Origin of the sequence: Streptomyces sp. PU-14G, assembly GCF_041028275.1 — a bacterium.
Lineage (GTDB): Bacteria > Actinomycetota > Actinomycetes > Streptomycetales > Streptomycetaceae > Streptomyces.
In genome coordinates this window covers 1-16,039 of sequence record NZ_JASKYT010000133.1, presented here as the reverse complement: position 1 = coordinate 16,039, position 16,039 = coordinate 1, and the positions used below count along the sequence as shown (strand labels likewise).

12 protein-coding genes and 1 rRNA gene are annotated in these 16,039 nt (G+C 71.1%); 3 read left to right on the top strand and 10 right to left on the bottom strand.

Annotated elements, in window-relative coordinates:
• Both AB8Z75_RS17425 and AB8Z75_RS17420 read right to left on the bottom strand, forming a co-directional pair.
• Nucleotides 1-255, bottom strand: a 16S ribosomal RNA gene (locus AB8Z75_RS17425); the annotation flags it as partial.
• A gap of 454 nt (nucleotides 256-709) precedes the next feature.
• Nucleotides 710-1,717, bottom strand: a complete 1,008-nt coding sequence (locus AB8Z75_RS17420) for a stage II sporulation protein M (protein ID WP_369202967.1) — start codon at nucleotides 1,715-1,717, stop codon at nucleotides 710-712.
• Nucleotides 1,718-1,841: 124 nt separating this feature from the next.
• Between AB8Z75_RS17420 and AB8Z75_RS17415 the strand changes: the two genes are divergently transcribed.
• Nucleotides 1,842-2,738: an RDD family protein gene (locus tag AB8Z75_RS17415; RefSeq protein ID WP_369202965.1), complete on the top strand. Its 897-nt coding sequence runs from the start codon at nucleotides 1,842-1,844 to the stop codon at nucleotides 2,736-2,738.
• A 126-nt stretch (nucleotides 2,739-2,864) separates the two neighbouring features.
• Here AB8Z75_RS17415 and AB8Z75_RS17410 read toward each other — a convergent pair whose 3' ends face one another.
• Both AB8Z75_RS17410 and ahcY read right to left on the bottom strand, forming a co-directional pair.
• Nucleotides 2,865-3,491: a hypothetical protein gene (locus AB8Z75_RS17410; protein ID WP_369202963.1), complete on the bottom strand. Its 627-nt coding sequence runs from the start codon at nucleotides 3,489-3,491 to the stop codon at nucleotides 2,865-2,867.
• Between the two features lie 410 nt (nucleotides 3,492-3,901).
• Nucleotides 3,902-5,362: an adenosylhomocysteinase gene (gene ahcY / locus AB8Z75_RS17405; RefSeq protein WP_369202961.1), complete on the bottom strand. Its 1,461-nt coding sequence runs from the start codon at nucleotides 5,360-5,362 to the stop codon at nucleotides 3,902-3,904.
• 742 nt (nucleotides 5,363-6,104) lie between these two features.
• On the opposite strand from ahcY, the gene AB8Z75_RS17400 reads away from it, so the two are divergent.
• Nucleotides 6,105-8,627, top strand: coding sequence for a fructose-specific PTS transporter subunit EIIC (locus tag AB8Z75_RS17400; RefSeq protein ID WP_369202959.1), 2,523 nt, complete (start codon nucleotides 6,105-6,107; stop codon nucleotides 8,625-8,627).
• 90 nt (nucleotides 8,628-8,717) lie between these two features.
• Here the strand turns inward: AB8Z75_RS17400 and AB8Z75_RS17395 are convergent, their stop codons facing one another.
• From AB8Z75_RS17395 to AB8Z75_RS17370, 6 genes are all read right to left on the bottom strand, one after another.
• On the bottom strand, nucleotides 8,718-9,737 hold the full coding sequence (locus AB8Z75_RS17395; RefSeq protein ID WP_369202958.1) for a cation diffusion facilitator family transporter: 1,020 nt from the start codon (nucleotides 9,735-9,737) through the stop codon (nucleotides 8,718-8,720).
• Between the two features lie 72 nt (nucleotides 9,738-9,809).
• On the bottom strand, nucleotides 9,810-11,042 hold the full coding sequence (gene manA / locus AB8Z75_RS17390; RefSeq protein ID WP_369202957.1) for a mannose-6-phosphate isomerase, class I: 1,233 nt from the start codon (nucleotides 11,040-11,042) through the stop codon (nucleotides 9,810-9,812).
• A 78-nt stretch (nucleotides 11,043-11,120) separates the two neighbouring features.
• Nucleotides 11,121-12,458, bottom strand: a complete 1,338-nt coding sequence (locus AB8Z75_RS17385) for an SIS domain-containing protein (RefSeq protein WP_369202955.1) — start codon at nucleotides 12,456-12,458, stop codon at nucleotides 11,121-11,123.
• 274 nt (nucleotides 12,459-12,732) lie between these two features.
• Nucleotides 12,733-12,906 carry a Trm112 family protein gene (locus tag AB8Z75_RS17380; RefSeq protein WP_369202953.1) on the bottom strand — a complete coding sequence of 58 codons (174 nt, stop codon included), beginning with the start codon at nucleotides 12,904-12,906 and terminating at the stop codon, nucleotides 12,733-12,735.
• A 102-nt stretch (nucleotides 12,907-13,008) separates the two neighbouring features.
• Nucleotides 13,009-14,394 (bottom strand): phosphomannomutase/phosphoglucomutase, encoded by a 1,386-nt coding sequence (locus AB8Z75_RS17375; RefSeq protein ID WP_369202951.1) that lies wholly within the window; start codon nucleotides 14,392-14,394, stop codon nucleotides 13,009-13,011.
• 85 nt (nucleotides 14,395-14,479) lie between these two features.
• The gene (locus tag AB8Z75_RS17370; RefSeq protein ID WP_369202950.1) at nucleotides 14,480-14,926 is read right to left on the bottom strand and encodes a DUF3499 domain-containing protein; all 447 of its coding nucleotides are present in this window, start codon (nucleotides 14,924-14,926) and stop codon (nucleotides 14,480-14,482) included.
• 417 nt (nucleotides 14,927-15,343) lie between these two features.
• On the opposite strand from AB8Z75_RS17370, the gene AB8Z75_RS17365 reads away from it, so the two are divergent.
• Entirely contained in the window at nucleotides 15,344-15,793 is a 450-nt protein-coding gene (locus AB8Z75_RS17365) for a metallopeptidase family protein (RefSeq protein ID WP_369202948.1), read from the top strand.
• Nucleotides 15,794-16,039: the final 246 nt, after the last annotated feature.

Genomic DNA, 16,039 nt, shown 5'->3' with positions numbered 1-16,039 from the left:
CCCCACCAACAAGCTGATAGGCCGCGGGCTCATCCTGCACCGCCGGAGCTTTCCACACGGAGACCATGCGATCCCGTGTCATATCCGGTATTAGACCCCGTTTCCAGGGCTTGTCCCAGAGTGCAGGGCAGATTGCCCACGTGTTACTCACCCGTTCGCCACTAATCCCCCACCGAAGCGGGTTCATCGTTCGACTTGCATGTGTTAAGCACGCCGCCAGCGTTCGTCCTGAGCCAGGATCAAACTCTCCGTGAATGCTTCAATCATCCACAGGAAGAGCGGAACAGGCCGGAGGAATAATCCAACCCGTCCACAGCGTCCTCGCTGTTGTGTATTTCAAAGGAACCTCAACCCACCGGAACAACCCGGCAGGTCGGGGTATCAACATATCTGGCGTTGACTTTTGGCACGCTGTTGAGTTCTCAAGGAACGGACGCTTCCTTCGAAACCGTCTCACTGGTTTCTCCGGACGTTTGCCCTTTCGGTGTCTCCGACTCTATCAGATGATTTCTGACCGGAGTTCGGAGTGCTTCTCCCACAAGAATTCCGTGAACGGATTTCTCGGTTCGAGGCGAGGAAGAAACTAACTGCTGCTGCCGAGTCTGTGCAACTCTGGGCAACTGTTCGAATCTACTGCCCACAGTGGGCCGCGGCAACGGCTTTTCCGGGGCGGACAGGACAGTAGCAGGTTCCCGGCGTCCCACGCACATCACGCGGCGGTCGGCAGCTCCGCAGGCCGGTCCGACGCCGCGATGTCGCCAGTCTCGCCCGACCTCGCAGATCGCCGGCCCACCACGTACACGTAGGCGAGAAAGGCGAGTTCGGCGAGCACACCGATGAGGACGCGCGCCCACGTGGGGAGGCCCGACGGGGTGACGAAGGCTTCGATCAGCCCCGAGACGAGGAGTACGGCTGCGAGGCCGATGGCCATGCCGATGGCTGAACGGCCCTCCTGTGCCAGGGCGGTTCGTCGACTCCGTGAGCCCGGGTCGATGACCGTCCACCCGAGGCGGAGGCCCGTACCGGCTGCCACGAAGACCGCCGTCAGCTCCAGCAGGCCGTGCGGAAGGAGAAGGCCGAGGAACGTGTCGAGACGGTCTGCGGAACCCATCAGTCCCAGTCCGACGCCGAGGTTGACGACGTTCTGGAAGAGAACCCAGAGCACGGGGAGTCCGAGAAACGCGCCGAAGACGAGGCAGATGGCGGCGGCCTGGGCGTTGTTCGTCCAGACCTGTGCAGCGAAGGATGTCGCCGGGTGGCTCGAGTAGTACGTCTCGTACTGGCCACCCGGCCGTGTCATCTCGCGTAGCTGGTCCGGGGCTCCGATGGTGACACGCACGTCCGGATGGGTGCCGATCCACCAGGCGATGAGGGCGGCGAGGACGGTGGACAGCAGAGCGGTCGGCACCCACCAGTTGCGGGACCTGTAGACAGCTGCGGGAAAACCGGCGGCGAAGAAGTGCCCGGCGTCGCGCCAGGTGGCTGTACGCGCTCCTGTGACGGCGCTCCTGGCTCGGGCGACGAGGTGGGTGAGCCGGTCGGTGACGGCCGGGTCCGGCGCACTCGACTGGATCTGCGAGAGGTGCGTGGCGGCACGTTGGTAGAGCGTCACGAGTTCGTCCGTCTCCGGGCCGGACAGCCGGCGGTGACGGCGCAGCAGCGCGTCCAGGCGTTCCCAGTCGGCACGGTGGGCCGAGACGAACACATCCAGGTCCATGAAGAGAGCTTGGCAGAGCGCTTGGCGGATCGTCGTACTGGGAGACGCAGATCGTCGTACTGGGAGACTGGGCGAGGCAGGTCAAGGTCACACCAGGGGCGCGAACGAGCGAGGGTGGTGCGCGGTGAGTGAGTCGATCACGGGTGACGCGGTCGTGCTGGGGTTGCGTCCCGCCCGGCTGCCGAGCAGAGCACTGGCCGTCTGTCTGGACCTGCTGCTCGCATGGGTCGTCTATCTCGCGCTGACACTGGCTCTGTCCGCAGCCACGGCGTCTCTCGACGCGGCGGCTCTCGCGGCCGTGCAGGTGACGCTTTTCCTGCTGGTCCTGGTCGGGGTGCCGATCGCCGTCGAGACGTTGTCCCATGGCCGGTCCGTGGGGAAGCTCGCCGCCGGGCTCCGCGTCGTGCGGGAGGACGGCGGACCGATCCGCTTCCGGCATGCGCTGGTGCGTGGGGCGGTCGGTGTGGTGGAGATCCAGTTGCTGTTCGGGCTCGTCGCGTGCGCTGCGTCCCTGGTGTCCGTACGGGGACGGCGTCTCGGTGACGTGTTCGGTGGAACGCTGGTGGTGCGCGAACGGGTGCCTGTTCCGAAGGGCATGTCGGTGCCGCCCCCACCCGCGTGGCTCGCTGGGGAGTTCGCGGCGCTGGACCTGTCGCGTGTGCCGGATCCGCTGTGGCTCTCGGCACGGCAGTACCTGATGAGGGCCGCCCAGTTGGATCCCGCCGTGAGCCGTTCGCTGTCCGAGCGGCTGGCGGACGACGTCACCGCGTGGACAGGTGCCCCGGCTCCGCAAGGGATGTCGGCCGCTGTCTACCTGGCCGGCGTGGTGGCCGAGCGCCGACGACGAGAGGAAGAGTGGTCCTCCGCGGGGTCTTCCTCGCCGGCAACTGCCGCGGGTATGGAGGGCGCGCCCCGCAGGGGCGGCTCAGACCCCGAACACGGCAACTCAGGTTCGTCCTCCGTCGGCCACGGTGACGGGCCGACAGCGCCTCGGAGTACCGGTTTCGTTCCGCCCACGTAGTCGGGAGGCCCGGTGAGCGGCGTCCAGTCGCCTCTCTCGGAGCCCGCGGCGCACCTTCACGGCCGGCGCGGCCCCATTGGCCGGCGGCGGCCTGGAGAACGTCCACGGACGCGGTCCCGCACATGTCTACGGCGGCGGTTCCGCGAAGGTCGACGGCGGCGATGCGAGGTCCTCCAGCTCGACTCCGGGCGCCGCGAGGACGACGTCACCAGCGAGGTGCACCGCGTGCTGCTCCCCTGTCTCCAAGTCGTTGACCTGGTAGTTCTCCACGATCAGGGGGGCGTTGTCAGTGGCGTGTGCTTCGCTGTTCTTCAGCGCCCAGGACTGGTCGAGAGTGCGAGGTGCGAGGACGGGGGGTGTGAACGCGACGAGGCGTACGCGGGTGGCCCTGTCGCCGGGGGTCGGCCGCAGCAGTCGGGAGGTCGCGACGAGGAACGCGGGGGAAGCCCCGGTGAAGGAGTGCGCGGCGGCGTTGCCCTCCTGGGCTCGCTCGCCGGCCGGGTCGGAGCGCACCCAAGTCACGCCGTCCAGTGCCGCTCCGCGGACCTGCCAGCCGGCGGCGTGCAGCTCGAGGCGGAGAGGACGGCCGAGCTCGTCGAGGGTGAGGTCGACGGAGCCCGCGTGCTCGCCGTTGGGGGTGGTGAGTTGCGAAACGTAGCGCCAGCCGGAAGGGCCGGTGGCGCAGTGGAAGTGTTCTTCGCCGAGAAAGGAGTGGTCGTGCGGATCGTGCAGCGAATAGCGGCCGCGGGGCATGGGCGGTGTCCAGGGTCGATGCGGTGACGGGGCAGGCCTTCGCCCGGTGAGGAGGAGGGCCGGGTCCCGGACGCCTCCCGGCTCGCCCAGGGTAGGCGGCTCCGGCTCCACCCGTTCGAGTGGCCGGCCCTTCACCTCCCCGGCTCCGGGGGCGGGGGGCGCGCCGTTCCCGGGTAGGTCCGTCCGGCACCCGCGCCCACCCGCTGCTCTCGACCGAAGCCCGCGGCATCCAGTCGCTCAGCCGAATCCGCGGCATCCAGTCGCTCGGCCGAACCTCGCGGCGCCCGGGTTCCTCTCTGCCGGAGCCCGGGGGCTCGAAACCGGCTACGCCCCGCCGCACCGAAGCGCAGCGGGGCGTTGGACGCCGGCACCGGCCTGCCCGGACACGCCGGGCGGGCCGGTGGGTCGGGTCAGTAGCGGTAGTGGTCCGGCTTGTACGGGCCCTCGACCGGGACGCCGATGTAGGCGGCCTGCTCCGGACGGAGCGTGGTCAGCTTGACGCCGAGCGCGTCGAGGTGGAGGCGCGCGACCTTTTCGTCGAGGTGCTTGGGCAGCACGTAGACGTCGGTCGGGTACGACTCGGGCTTGGTGAACAGCTCGATCTGGGCGATCGTCTGGTTCGCGAAGCTGTTGGACATCACGAACGACGGGTGTCCTGTGGCGTTGCCCAGGTTCAGCAGGCGGCCCTCGGACAGGACGATGAGGGTCTTGCCGTCCGGCCAGGTCCAGGTGTGGACCTGCGGCTTGACCTCGTCCTTGACGATGCCGTCGATGGCGGCGAGGCCGGCCATGTCGATCTCGTTGTCGAAGTGGCCGATGTTGCCGACGATGGCCTGGTGCTTCATCTTGGCCATGTCCGAGGCCATGATGATGTCCTTGTTGCCCGTGGTGGTGACGAAGATGTCGGCGGTCTCGACCGCGTCCTCCAGGGTCACCACCTGGTAGCCGTCCATCGCCGCCTGCAGGGCGCAGATCGGGTCGACCTCGGTGATCAGGACCCGGGCGCCCTGGCCTCGCAGGGACTCGGCGCAGCCCTTGCCGACGTCACCGTAGCCACACACGAGGGCGACCTTGCCGCCGATGAGGACGTCGGTGGCGCGGTTGATGCCATCGACGAGGGAGTGACGGCAGCCGTACTTGTTGTCGAACTTCGACTTGGTGACGGAGTCGTTGACGTTGATCGCCGGGAAGAGCAGCGAGCCGGCCTGCTGCATCTCGTAGAGGCGGTGGACGCCGGTGGTGGTCTCCTCGGTGACGCCGCGGATCTCGGAGGCGAGCTGCGTCCACTTCTGCGCGTTCTCGGACAGGGTCCGGTTGAGGAGCTGGAGGATGACGCGGTGCTCGTCGTTCTCCGCGGTGTCGACGGAGGGGGCCGCACCGGCCTTCTCGTACTCGACGCCCTTGTGCACGAGGAGGGTGGCGTCACCACCGTCGTCGAGGATCATGTTCGGGCCGCCGGTGGGCGTGTTCGGCCAGGTGAGGGCCTGCTCCGTGCACCACCAGTACTCCTCCAGGGTCTCGCCCTTCCAGGCGAAGACCGGAACGCCCTGCGGGTTGTCCGGTGTGCCCTCGGGGCCGACGGCGATCGCGGCGGCCGCGTGGTCCTGGGTGGAGAAGATGTTGCAGGAGGCCCAGCGGACCTCCGCGCCGAGGGCGACGAGGGTTTCGATGAGCACGGCCGTCTGCACGGTCATGTGCAGGGAGCCGGTGACGCGGGCGCCGGCGAGCGGCTTGTCCGCGGCGTACTCCCTGCGGATCGCCATCAGGCCGGGCATCTCATGCTCGGCCAGCGTGATCTCCTTGCGGCCGAAAGCGGCCAGCGAGAGGTCCGCGACCTTGAAGTCCTGGCCGGTCGTGGAGGTCGTCGTCATGTGCGAGCTGCTCCTCGATGTCGAGATATGGGCTGACTGGTCCGTGCTGCGGCGCGGGACGGTGGTGGCGCCGACCACGCGGTGCGCGCTGTCGTCACCGGACACACGTGTCCCCTGCTCGCAGCTCAGTCCGTCGGAGGCCCTCTCTCCCTCGGTGGCCCGTCGTGCGGGCTCTCCCGACCGCCATCAGCAGCGACGTCTGACCCTACGAATTTACACCGCCTGTCCAGGGGACCGGATGGGCGCCGCCGACAGCAAGTACGGCTCGGGGTCGGTTTTCGGCCGCTTGCGTTCTTGTCGGTCCGGCTGGTTCTGTGCACCGTGCGGCCTCTGCGAGCGCGAGAGCGACCGTCGGCCCTCGCGAGAGCGGCCCGGCGACCGCCGTGCGCGGGCGCTGCCCGTCCGCGGGCAACGTGAGAACGTCTGCGCTACGGCACGTCCCGCGGTCGCGTCCGCAGCTCGACCGTGCCCGCGCATGTGACCGCGCACGTGACCGCAACTGCGACCGCGAGAGTGTCCGCGACCGCGACCGCTGCTCGGTTTGTCGCCACGTGGCGCGGCCCGCGTGGCGTGACGCGGCTGCGCGTGGGGGCTCAGTTCGGTTGCGAGAGCGTGCGGACGGGCTGCGAGAGTGTTGGGCTCGGCCGGGCCGCGAGAGTTGGGGCGGTCCGGTCGCGGCCGTCACTGCGACTGCGATGGCGTAAGAACCCACCCTCCACACCGGCTGATCTAGGAGTTCCACGTGACCAGTCCTGCCGAACCACGCGACGGAGCGTCGCCTCCGTCCGAGTCGGGGCGGAAACTGCTGGCCGTGACCGCGTGTCCCACCGGTATCGCGCACACGTACATGGCAGCGGAGAAACTGACCAAAGCGGCTGAAGCCCGCGGCATCACCATGAAAGTGGAGACACAGGGCTCCATCGGGGCTGAGAACGTACTGTCTGACAACGATGTCAACTCCGCTGACGGCATCATCGTCGCCGCCGACAAGGACGTGGACCTCAGCCGATTCACCGGCAAGCGGGTCCTGGTCGTCGGGGTGGCGGACGGCGTCAGCGATCCGGACGGCCTCATCGACCGCGTACGCCACGCCCCGGTGCACGAGGACGGGATATCCGCCGCCGCCTCCGGAAGGGACGGCGGCGGCGCCCGGCACAGCGAGGACGACGACGGCGCAAGCGGGGACGGCGGCGAGAGCGAGGGCGGCGGCGGGAGCGAGGGCGGCCAGGGCAGCCGGAACGGCAGCGGCCGGCGGAACGGCGGCGGCAGCGGGCTCGGGCGCGGGCGCGGCGGCTCCCGCGGCTCCATGACCGCAGGGGCCGCGCCAGGCCCCGCCGGGGCGAAGAGCCGGGAGCGCAGCGTCGGCTACAAGGCGCTGATGAACGGCGTGTCGTACATGATCCCGTTCGTCGTCGTCGGCGGGTTGCTGATCGCCGTCTCGCTCGCCCTCGGCGGTCACCCCCAGGCCGACGGCGGGCTGGTGATTCCGGACGGCAGCTTCTGGAAGCACCTGAACGACATCGGCACCATCGGGTTCACGCTGATGGTGCCGATCCTTTCCGGCTACATCGCCTACGCGATCGGGGACCGTCCCGCGCTGGTGCCCGGGATGATCGGGGGCTGGATCGCCAACACGGGCGAGCTGTACGACTCCAAGTCGGGCGCGGGCTTCATCGGGGCGATCGTGACCGGTTTCCTCGCGGGCTATCTGGTGCGCTGGATCAAGCTGGTCCCGGTCTCGCGGTTCGTCCGGCCGATCATGCCGATCATCGTGATCCCGATCGTGGCGACGTCGGCGCTCGGTCTGTTCTTCATCTACGTCATCGGCAAGCCGATCTCCTGGGTCTTCGAGAACCTCACCGACTTCCTGGGCAGCATGACCGGCACCAGCGCCGCGCTGCTGGGCGTGGTGCTCGGACTGATGATCGCGTTCGACATGGGTGGCCCCGTCAACAAGACGGCATTCCTTTTCGGCACCGGCCTGGTCTCCAAGAGCCCCGAGGTGATGGGCATGTGTGCGGCGGCCATCCCGGTGCCGCCGCTGGGCCAGGGCCTGGCGACACTGCTGCGGCGGAGGCTGTACTCGGACCAGGAGCGGGAAACCGGCCTGGCCGCCCTGTTCATGGGCTTCTTCGGCATCACGGAGGGAGCCATCCCGTTCGCCGCCGCGCGGCCCGCCCGGGTCATCCCGGCGAACATGCTCGGCGGCGCCGTGGCGGGTGGTGTCGCCGGCCTGGCGGCGGTCGGTGACAGCGTCCCGCACGGCGGCCCGATCGTGGCCGTGCTCGGCGCGGTCGACGGCATCGCGATGTTCTTCGTGGCCATCGTCGTCGGTACGGCCGTGACGTCGGCGGTGACGGTGGGCCTGGTGACGCTCGGTGCCCGTCGCGAGGGGCAGCGCGCCGAGACGGAGCGGTCTGCCCCGGCGGAGCACACCGGGGCCGCCACAGGTCCGAAGTCCACCGGTCCGTCCGCCGGTCCGGAGCCCGCCGGTCCGTCCACCGGTCCGGAGCCCGCCGGTGCGGAGTCGCCCACCGGTGCGGAGTCACCCGACGAGAGGTCGCCCGACGAGGGGTCATCCGACGCGGAGCTCACCGACGAGGCGAAGCCCGTCAGTGCCCGAACCACCGGGACCACCGGGACCACCGGAGAGAACGTGCCCACCAAGGAGAACGTGCCCGCAGACGAGGACGTGCCCGCGGCGGTGGGTGGCGTGGCGGTCGGGGACCAGGCCTCCGGTGCGCGGGGGCGGCCCGTACCGCGCCCGTCGGCGGCCACAGCCGACAGGGCGACAGCGGACTCGGAGCCGCGGGTGCTCTCCGGTTACCTCACCGCGCTGACCGTCGCCGAGCAGTTGGCCGCCGGAAGCAAGGAGGACGGTATCCGGGAGATGGCCGCGCTGCTGGGACAGAGCGGCAAGGTGGTGGACGGTGACGCGCTGGTGCGGGCGGCGCTTGCGCGGGAGGAGCAGGGCACGACGGGTCTGGGCGAGGAGATCGCCATTCCGCATGCCAAGACGGATGCGGTGTCGGCACCGGTTGTCGGGTTCGCGCGGTCGGCGGAGGGCGTCGAGTGGGGGTCGCTCGACGGGACGAAGGCGCGGCTCGTCTTCATGATCGCCGTGCCGGAGGAGGCGGCGGGCGATGAGCACCTGCGGATACTCGCGTTGCTGTCCCGCACGCTGATGGATCCGGCCTTCCGGGAGCGGCTGTTGGCGGCGCCAGACAAGGGAGCCGTGTTGCGGACGCTCGCCGAGATCGGGTGATACCGGCCCGTGAGCGACGACGAGGCCCGCTCCGCGTGGGCGGAGCGGGCCTCGGGCCCGGGTCCGGGTCCGGAGCGTGGCTTCCCGACGTCAGGCGCCCGGGCTCTTCACGTCGGACGGTTCCGTGGCCGTCGGCTCCACGCCCGTGGTCGGTTCCGTGGCCGTCGTCGGCTCCACGCCCGTCGTCGGCTGCGCGCCCGTGGCGCGGTAGATGTCCGGTTCCAGGTAGATGACGCGGGCGATGGGCACGGCTTCGCGGATGCGCTGTTCGGCCGCGTCGATGGCGCGGGCGATCTCGACGGCCGTGTCGTCGTGCTGCACGGCGACCTTGGCCGCGACCAGGAGCTCCTCGGGGCCGAGGTGCAGGGTGCGCATGTGGATGACGCGGGTGACGGTGTCGCCGTCGACGACGGCCGCACGGATCTTCTCGCGTTCGGCGGGGTCGGCGGACTCGCCCAGCAGCAGCGATTTGGTCTCCACCGCGAGTACCAGCGCGATGACGACGAGGAGTGCGCCGATGCACATGGTGCCGACGCCGTCCCACACGCCGTTGCCGGTCAGCAGCGCGAGTCCGACGCCGCCGAGAGCGAGGACGAGGCCGACGAGGGCGCCGAAGTCCTCCAGCAGGACGACGGGCAGTTCGGGCGCCTTGGCGCGGCGTACGAACTGGCCCCAGCCGAGCTTGCCGCGGAGCTGGTTGGACTCCTTGATGGCGGTACGGAAGGAGAACGATTCCGCGATGATGGCGAAGATCAGGACGCCCACCGGCCAGTACCAGTGCTCGACTTCGTGTGGGTGAGCGATCTTCTCGTAGCCCTCATAGAGCGCGAAAACGCCACCGACGGTGAACAGGACGATGGAGACCAGGAATCCGTAGATGTAGCGTTCCCGGCCGTAGCCGAAGGGATGTTCCTCGCTGGCCTCTTTCTTGGCTTTCTTGCCGCCGAGCAGAAGGAGGGCCTGGTTGCCCGAGTCGGCGACCGAGTGGACGCCCTCCGCCAGCATCGAGGCCGAGCCGCTGAAGGCCGCCGCCACGAACTTGGCGACGGCGATGGCCAGGTTGGCGCCCAGCGCGGCGACGATCGCCTTCGTTCCGCCTGATGCACTCACGTCTTCCGGGTCCTTCCTGCTGCGGATGCGGCCGTCCGCCCGGACGGCTCCTCCTGCGGTGCGGCCGTTTCGTCAGACGGCCACCGTGGCGCGGAAGAGCGTACCGTCACCGCGGATCCGCACCTTCTCCCCGGCGGGTACGAAGGCGGAGCGGCCGGGGGTGAGGGCCAGTTCGGCTTCGCCGCGAGCCCCTTCGGTGCCACCCTCCGGCCCGCCGTCACCGAAGGCCGCACCGTCGGTGCCGTGCAGCATGGCCGTCCCCTCCGTGCACAGCAGGATCTGTGCGGCGGGTGCGTGCAGTGCGTGCGGGGCCGCGCCGGGTACGAGAGCGAAGCGGGAGAGCCTGAACTCGCCTGCGGGGGTCTCGTAGACCTCCTCGCCTGTGCTCTCGTCCGCCTCGGGGCGGAGCACGCCGGGGTCCGTCGGCTCGAAACGGACGATGCGCAGCAGTTCGGGCACGTCCACGTGCTTGGGTGTCAGGCCGCAGCGCAGCACGTTGTCGGAGTTGGCCATGATCTCTACGCCGAGTCCGCTGAGGTAGGCGTGCGGAACGCCGGCCGCGAGGAACAGTGCCTCCCCTGGGCGCAGTACGACGTGGTTGAGGAGCATGGCGGCGAGGACGCCGGGGTCACCCGGGTAGTGCCGGGCGATGTCCGCGTAGACGGCGTGTGCGGTGCTCTCCGCCGCCGCCTCGGCGGCAGCGGCGACCGTGGCGGCCATCTCGTCCTTGTCGGCCGTCAGCAGGGCGGTGAGGACCTCGCGCAGTGCCTCGGTCTCCGGGTGGGCGCGCAGGATGTCGGCGTACGGTTTGAGACCGTCGACGCCGAGGCTTTCCAGCAGCGTTGCCGCCTCCTGAGGGTGGCGGAAACCGCACAGCCCTTCGAAGGGGGTGAGTGCGCAGACGAGTTCGGGCTTGTGGTTGGCGTCCTTGTAGTTGCGGTGCGGCGCGTCCAGGGGTACTCCGCGTGCCTCCTCCTCGGCGTGGCCCGCCGCCGCCTGGGCACTGTCGGGGTGCACCTGGAGGGAGAGAGGGGAGCCCGCCGCGAGGAGCTTCAGCAGGAACGGCAGCCGGGGACCGTACGTCTCCACGCTCCGCACACCCAGTTCGCGCTCCGGCGCCGCCGCGATCACCTCGGACAGCGGCTGCGGTCCCGCTCCGCGCTCGACACGGGAGGGCGCGCCCGGGTGGGCGCCCATCCACAGCTCGGCCTGGGGCTCGCCGGTGGGAGCCTCGCCGAACAGTGCGGGCAGGGCGGTGGTGGAGCCCCAGGCGTACGGCCTGACGGTGTTCTCCAGACGATCCATGAGGTGTGCGTTCCTACTCGTCGTGCGGTGGCTGAAAGGGCGTACCGCCACACCGGCACGGCATGGTGCCGGGCCGGTTCACGCCCAAGGGGAGTCGGTGTCGGCGAGCGCGAGGTAAACGGCGCAGAAATCGGCGGTGGCGATCAGTTCGGCCGCCGTCTGGAGGGGGCTGCTGCCCTCGGCCGGCTCCAGCTCGCTGAGCGGTGTGTCGTGCGCGTAGGCCAGGTCGCGGGCCGCGACGGTGGCGGAGTCGACGCCCGGGGGCGCCTCCCGCAGCAGCACGACGCGAGCGCGCAGGGCCTCGGGCTCCTCCACGCGGTCGCGGAAGAAGTCGTCACCTCCCGCGCCGGAGGCGTACGGGCCCGCCAGCAGTGCCCCGTGCGCGGTCATGGCCTCGGGCAGTTCGGCGGGGAGCGCCGGCCGTCCGGGGAGCGCCGCGAAGGCGGCCGACCAGTGGCGGGCGGCGGCGCCCGCGATCTCGCCCTCGCTCCACATCAGCGGGAGCGCGCCGGCCAGTTCGACGGCCAGCGTCTTGCCCGGGTTGCTGTAGGGGGCGATGGCGGGGCCGCAGCGCTCGGCGACCTCGTCGAGCCGGTCGGCGAGCGCGCCGAGGGCGGAGGGGCCGCTCTCGGTCAGCCCGAGCCGGTCGGTGAGCAGCAGCAGCGGCGCGAGGAGAGCCCAGAAGGTGCCGGGGGCGCCGACGGGCTGTCCCGCGTCGCCCGCAGGGGGGCCGGATTCGCGCCGGGTGCCGCTTTCCCCCGCTCCCGTGGCGGTGCCCTCGCCGTCTGCCGGCTCCCCCGCGACCGCGGTCGCGGGGGTCACGGCGTCCGCGAACCGGTCGCCCGCGGTCTCGGTGCCCGTGACCGCGTCGTCCGGGCGGTCCGGGCGCCGGGGCATGTCGGGAGAGGCGTAGATCTCGTACGGCCCTGGTGCCAGCGGCACGGCGAACCCGCGGGTCTCGCCCAGCGCGTCGGTCAACGGGGCGCCCTCGGGGGTCACGGCGACGACGGCACAGCCACGTCGGTAGGCCTGTTCTAGCAGCGCCGTCAGGCCGGGTTCCGTACCGTCCGGAGTGACGAGCAGCAGAAGATCCACCGGGCCCGCCCATCCGGGCAGCGACCAGCGCAGCGCCCCGGTGGCCGCGTGCGCGCCGGAGGGGCGCAACCTCGTGACGGGTACGGCGCCGTTGGTGAGGGCGCCGAGCAGGTCGGCGACGCACGCGGTCGCAGGCCCTGGCCCGGCGACCAGGAGCGCGCGGGGACGTCCCTCAGGGCGCAGCGCCTCCAGGCCCGCCTCGGTGGCGTGCCGCAGCCCTGTACGGACGCGAGCCCCGGCTTGTGCCACCCCGCGTAGCAGCCCGCGCACGTCGGCGCGGGCCAGCGCCTCGGGGGCGTCGAGGAGCGTCTCGTCGAGCATCTTCCGTAGCCTCCGATCGGCTTCCGGTCGCTTTCCGGTGGGTCCTTCGGCACGGCCGGTGATCCTTCGGCGCGGCCGGTTCTCCGATGGATCCTTCGGCACGGCCGGTTCTCCGGTTGGTCCTTCGGCACGGCCGGCGCCGTCTTCCGGTGCCCCCGGTGCGGTGTTCCCGCAGAGACGCAGAGGCGCAGCAGAGGCGGGTCGCCCGGCAGACGTCCCGGAGAGCCGTTTTGAGGGGACTCCCGGCGCACCACCCGACGGCGGCGCGTGCAGGTCAGCTGGGGCGGCGGGCCTCGTCCACCAGGAGGACCGGAATGCCGTCACGCACCGGATACACCAGGCCGCACTCCGCACCTTGGGTGCACTGCAGCTCGTCGCCCTCCTCACGCAGCGGCGCGTGACACGCCGGACAGGCGAGGATCTCCAGGAGTCCGGCTTCGAGCGGCATGTGTTCCTCCAGGTGCGGGGCGGACGGCGGCGTGCCGACTGCGATGTGGTGACTGTGCCGTCAGGGTACCGCCGCGGAGGGGGGACGGGGCCAGGGGCGCCGTCAGGCCTGAGCGTCCCGCTCGGTCTCCGCCCGCACGATGGCCAGCACCTCGTCCTTGATGCGTTCGACCGTCTCGGTGTCGCAGGCCTCCACGTTCAGACGGAGCAGCGGTTCCGTGTTGGACGGGCGGAGGTTGAACCACCAGTTCACGCCCGTGACGGACAGCCCGTCCAGCTCGTCGATGGTGACGCCCTCGCTGCCCGCGAAGGCGGCCTTCACCGCGTTCGTGCGGTTGAACTGGTCCTCGACGGTGCTGTTGATCTCGCCGGAGGAGGGGTAGCGGTCGTAGTGGGCGACCAGCTGGGAGAGCGTTCCCTCCTGCCCGCCGAGCGCGGCCAGGACGTGCAGGGCGGCGAGCATGCCGGTGTCGGCGTTCCAGAAGTCGCGGAAGTAGTAGTGGGCCGAGTGCTCGCCACCGAAAATCGCACCGGTGCGGGCCATCTCCGCCTTGATGAACGAGTGGCCGACGCGGGTGCGCACGGGCGCGCCGCCGCTCTCCTTGACCACCTCGGGCACCGCCCGGGAAGTGATCAGGTTGTGGATCACTGTGGCGCCCGGTGCCTTGGCCAGTTCCCGGGAGGCCACCAGCGCGGTGATCGCGGACGGCGGGACGGGCTCCCCCCGCTCGTCCACGACGAAGCAGCGGTCGGCGTCGCCGTCGAAGGCCAACCCGATGTCGGCGCCTGTCTGGAGCACCCGGTGCCGCAGATCGACGATGTTCTTCGGATCGAGCGGGTTGGCCTCGTGGTTGGGGAAGGTGCCGTCCAGCTGGAAGTACATCGCGTCCAGTTCGACGGGCAGCTCGGACAGGACGGTGGGCACCGTGTGGCCACCCATGCCGTTGCCGGCGTCGACGACGACCTTCAGGGGACGGATGCCCGACAGGTCGACCAGGGACCGCAGGTACGCCGCGTAGTCCTCCAGCATGTCGCGCTGGCCGATGGTGCCTTGGGAGGTGTCGCCCGCCGGAGCGCCGCCCTCGTCCAGCCACCGCTCGACCAGGGAGCGGATCTGGGCCAGCCCCGTGTCCTCGCCGACGGGGGCGGCTCCGCGGCGGCACATCTTGATGCCGTTGTACTGGGCGGGGTTGTGGCTGGCGGTGAACATGGCGCCGGCCAGTCCGAGTTCGCCGCTGGCGAAGTACAGCTGGTCGGTGGAGCACAGGCCGATCTCGGTGACGTCGGCGCCCTGGGACGCCGCGCCTTGTGCGAACGCACGCGCGAGACCCGGCGAGGAGGGCCGCATGTCGTGCCCGACGACGATCGCGGGGGCCTCGGTGACGCGGACGAAGGCGGCGCCGAACAGTTCGGCGGTCCCCTCGTCCCACTGGTCCGGCACCACACCGCGCACGTCGTACGCCTTCACGATCTGAGACAGATCAGCCACGGCCAGCCCTTCCTGGGTTGTCGGTCGGCAACGGGCACAAATCTACCCGTGGGTGTGACAGGCGCAGCGCGGCAGCACGGGAGAGCTACGGTTCCGGGGACCGCAGGACCCTCAGATGGCCGCGCCTGGCGACCTCCATCGGGTCGGCGTCCCGCCCGTCGGCGCCGCGCAGCCCTTCCTGCGGGGACGGGCCCCGGGGGTCGGGACGTGGCGTACGGGCGGCCTCACGCACGGCGTTGGCGAGAGCTTCGAGGTCGTCACTGCTGGGCCGGGCCGCGGCGGTGTCGACAGCGAGCCGTACGACCTCCCAGCCGCGAGGCGCGGTGAGCCGTTCGGAGTGCTCGGCGCACAGGTCGTAGCAGTGGGGCTCGGCGTAGGTGGCCAGCGGCCCCAGGACGGCGGTGGAGTCCGCGTAGACGTACGTGAGCGTCGCGACGGCGGGACGACCGCAAGCGGTGCGCGAACATCGACGTACAGGGCTCACGACGTTGGACCGTACCGCACTCTTGAGCGGGCCGCGACGACTCGCCATGACGTCACCCTGCCGTGTCGTCCGTGTTCGCCGGAAACGCCTGATCTGCTGAAAGACCCCAGGAGGACGGCTCGGACACCCTTCGCCCCCCGTCGTCCGGTCCTGTCCGAGCCCGCAAGAGGGCGCGATTCACCCGGTTACGGTCATTTCACACTCGGCGTTCGGCCGAAAGGGAAGCTCATGGGGGCAGAAGAAAACTCATGGGGCCGCAGGTGACCCGCGAGGGGGCCGCAAGGGGACCCGCGAAGGGGCCGCAAAGGGACCCGCAGGGCGACCGTCGGGCGCACGCCGGGCGAGCGGCAGTGGCCCGCACGAGGTGTCCCACGGTGACGCGGGCCGGGCCGCCACCCCACGGCAGGGCCCCGGCGCGCCGGTAGCCCCCCGCGCGACGTGGGCGGCGGGCTACGCTCGGGGGTGATGGACAGCCCCGTACCGCCGCGCAGGACCACTGCCCGGCCGCACAGCCGAGACCGCCACGGCCGTGGCATGCGCGGCCCCATCGCGCCACCCCAGGTACCGCTCGCCCTCACCCGTGCCGAGGCGTTCGACGATCTGGTGCGCGATTCGGTGGCCCGTCTGGAGCGGCACTGGCCGCAGCTGTCCGGTGTCGAGTTCGCCGTGCAGGAGGTGCCCCGCTCGGACAACGGAGAGGTGCGGGAGGGAGACGACGCCGTGCCGCTCGGACGGGTCACCGAGGGCGGCGGCACCCAGCCGGACCGTGTGATCGTCTTCCGTCGCCCGGTGGAGATCCGCAGCCGCACCAGGGACGAGCGAGCCCTCCTCGTGCACGAGGTCGTGGTGGAACAGGTAGCCGAACTGCTGGGCCTCGCCCCCGAGTCGGTCGACCCCCGCTACGGCCAGGACTAACGGCCCCGAGGACGGCGTAAACCGCACCGGAGGGACGCGGCGCGGGGGCGCCCCCCCCCCCCCCCCCCCCCCCCCCCCCCCCCCCCCCCCCCCCCCCCCCCCCCCCCCCCCCCCCCCCCCCCCCCCCCCCCCCCCCCCCCCCCCCCCCCCCCCCCCCCCCCCCCCCCCCCCCCCCCCCCCCCCCCCCCCCCCCCCCCCCCCCGAACTGCTGGGCCTCGCCCCCGAGTCGGTCGACCCCCGCTACGG

What these genes read in the sequence shown, in the direction of transcription:
- AB8Z75_RS17420 (WP_369202967.1), bottom strand. Translation starts at nt 1,717, where the DNA reads ATGGACCTGGATGTGTTCGTCTCGGCCCACCGTGCCGACTGGGAACGC.
- AB8Z75_RS17410 (WP_369202963.1), bottom strand. Translation starts at nt 3,491, where the DNA reads ATGCCCCGCGGCCGCTATTCGCTGCACGATCCGCACGACCACTCCTTT.
- ahcY (WP_369202961.1), bottom strand. Translation starts at nt 5,362, where the DNA reads ATGACGACGACCTCCACGACCGGCCAGGACTTCAAGGTCGCGGACCTC.
- manA (WP_369202957.1), bottom strand. Translation starts at nt 11,042, where the DNA reads ATGGATCGTCTGGAGAACACCGTCAGGCCGTACGCCTGGGGCTCCACC.
- AB8Z75_RS17385 (WP_369202955.1), bottom strand. Translation starts at nt 12,458, where the DNA reads ATGCTCGACGAGACGCTCCTCGACGCCCCCGAGGCGCTGGCCCGCGCC.
- AB8Z75_RS17380 (WP_369202953.1), bottom strand. Translation starts at nt 12,906, where the DNA reads ATGCCGCTCGAAGCCGGACTCCTGGAGATCCTCGCCTGTCCGGCGTGT.
- AB8Z75_RS17370 (WP_369202950.1), bottom strand. Translation starts at nt 14,926, where the DNA reads ATGGCGAGTCGTCGCGGCCCGCTCAAGAGTGCGGTACGGTCCAACGTC.
- AB8Z75_RS17365 (WP_369202948.1), top strand. Translation starts at nt 15,344, where the DNA reads ATGGACAGCCCCGTACCGCCGCGCAGGACCACTGCCCGGCCGCACAGC.